Source organism: Mesorhizobium sp. M7A.F.Ca.CA.001.10.2.1 (assembly GCF_003998575.1).
Lineage (GTDB): Bacteria > Pseudomonadota > Alphaproteobacteria > Rhizobiales > Rhizobiaceae > Mesorhizobium.
The window spans coordinates 1-2161 of sequence record NZ_RZQY01000843.1 but is presented as its reverse complement, the minus strand read 5'-3'; the positions used below and the strand labels follow the sequence as shown (position 1 = coordinate 2161).

General features: G+C 62.6%; 3 protein-coding genes. All 3 read right to left on the bottom strand.

The window, feature by feature from the left end; all coding sequences use genetic code 11:
• On the bottom strand, window positions 1-1163 hold a 1163-nt coding region (lpdA, locus tag EN964_RS32475; protein ID WP_127277295.1), incomplete at its 3' end, for a dihydrolipoyl dehydrogenase.
• A gap of 12 nt (window positions 1164-1175) precedes the next feature.
• Window positions 1176-1811: an SGNH/GDSL hydrolase family protein gene (locus EN964_RS32470; protein ID WP_127277293.1), complete on the bottom strand. Its 636-nt coding sequence runs from the start codon at window positions 1809-1811 to the stop codon at window positions 1176-1178.
• A partial coding sequence (locus tag EN964_RS32465; protein WP_127277291.1) for a hypothetical protein occupies window positions 1808-2161 on the bottom strand: 354 nt, incomplete at its 5' end. The genes EN964_RS32465 and EN964_RS32470, both read right to left, overlap by 4 nt.

The following is a 2161-nucleotide window of genomic DNA, read 5'->3' as shown; positions in this document are numbered from 1 at the left end:
TCCTTGCCCTCGGCCTTGGCCTTGGCTTCCGTCAGGCCAACCGAGGCGACCTGCGGATTGCAGTAGGTGCAGCCCGGAATCTTCAGCTTGTCGGTGGCATGCACGCCAGGAAAATCAGCGATCTTCTCGATGCACACGACCCCCTCATGTTCTGCCTTGTGGGCGAGCATCGGCGGGCCGGCGACATCGCCGATGGCGTAGATGCCCGGCACATTGGTCTTGCCGTAGCCGTCGATGACGATGCAGCCGCGCTCGGTCTTCACGCCTAGCGCCTCAAGCCCGAGGCCCTCGATGTTGCCCTGGACGCCGACGGCCGAGATCATGCGATCGGCGGTGATCTTCTCGACCTTGCCGTCCTTCATCTCGACATGCGCGGTGACCGAGTTCGCACCCTTCTCGACCTTGGTCACCTTGGCTTCGAGGATGATCTTCATGCCTTGCTTCTCGAACTGCTTTTGCGCGAATTTCGAGACTTCGGCATCCTCGACGGGCATCACTGCCGGCAGCAGTTCGACCACCGTTACTTCGGCGCCCATGGTGCGGTAGAAGGAGGCGAATTCGATGCCGATGGCGCCCGATCCCATGACCAGCAGCGACTTCGGCATCTCCTTCGGCACCATGGCCTCGAAATAGGTCCAGATCAGTCTGCCGTCAGGCTCGATGCCGGGCAGCGCGCGTGGCCGCGCGCCGGTCGCCAGGATGATGTGCTTGGCGGTGTAGGTGCCCTCGCCCTTGACGCCTTTCGGCACCGGCGGCTGCGGCTCCATCGGCTTCTTGGCCGTATTGGACACGGCGATCTCACCCGGCTTCGAAAGCTTGGCCTCGCCCCAGATGACATCGACCTTGTTCTTCTTCATCAGGAAGGCAACGCCGCCATTGAGCCGCAGCGAGACCTTTCGCGAGCGGTCGACCACGGCCGCTGTGTCGGCGCTGACTTTGCCGTCGAGCTTCAGCCCGTAATCCTTCAGGTGATCCGAATAGTGCATGATCTCGGCCGAGCGCAGCAGCGCCTTGGTCGGGATGCAGCCCCAGTTGAGGCAAATGCCGCCGAGATGCTCGCGCTCGACGATCGCCGTCTTGAAGCCGAGTTGCGCGGAACGCACCGCGGTGACATAGCCGCCAGGGCCGGAGCCGATGATGATGACGTCGTAGTTCTCAGCCACGGGTTTTCTCCTTCACAATTCCAGCATGACGCGCACGACGGGTGCCAGCGCCTTGCCGATGTTTCGCGTGTTTTCGGCGTCGAGGTGGACGCCATCAAGCGGTGTGGTTTGCGCCACGCTGCCGGCGTCGAAGAAGCCGCAGCCGGCCTCGTCGGCGAGCGCTGCATATTGCGGTGCCAAAAACTTCGAGGCGTCATCGCCACCGGCGAACATTTCCTTGAAGTCGGCATTTTCAGTACGGCTGACGACAGGCGGCGAAACGATCAGGATCTGCGGCGCGGGCCAGTCGAAGGGATAGTCGTGACCGCGCACGATATCGATCAGCCGCTGGATGCCCTGCTTGGCCGCGACGGGATTCCCGTGGATCCATGGCTTCATGTCGTTGGCGCCGAGCATGATGACAATCAGGTCGATCGGCGCATGGGTCGTCAGCACCGTTGGCAGCAGCCTGCCGCCGTTGCGATCCGCGCCGGCCAGATGGTCGTCGAAGGCCGTGGTGCGGCCGTTGAGGCCATCGGCAATCACTTGCACGCCGGCGCCTAACGCTGCCTGCAGCACGCTCGGCCAGCGGTCTTCCAGCGCATGGCGGCCACCTTCGGCATTGTAGCCCCAGGTCAGCGAGTCGCCGTAGCAAAGAACCGTCTTCATGCGCCCACCTGTGCGTTAATCGAGCCGCGCCTCAACCGCCAGCGCACGAACAGCCAGTGAACCAGCACAGTGGCCAGGTTCGGCAAAACCAGGCCGGCGACGATCGGCAGGTCACCTCCCCACTGGCGCTTATCGACCGGCTGAGAGAACGTCCAACCGATCAGGCCGAGCCCGATCAGCACGAACAGGACAATTGCGCAGAGGCCCAGCCAGTTGATGATCGTCGGTGCGTTCGCAAAAAGCTGCGCGATGAAAAACATGATCGTCGTAGCAATGGTGACAAGCACCGACGTCATGAACACCAGAATGTATTCTTCCTGAGCATGGGTTGCGACCGCCAGCTGTTGAGC

What these genes read in the sequence shown, in the direction of transcription:
- EN964_RS32470 (WP_127277293.1), bottom strand. Translation starts at nt 1,811, where the DNA reads ATGAAGACGGTTCTTTGCTACGGCGACTCGCTGACCTGGGGCTACAAT.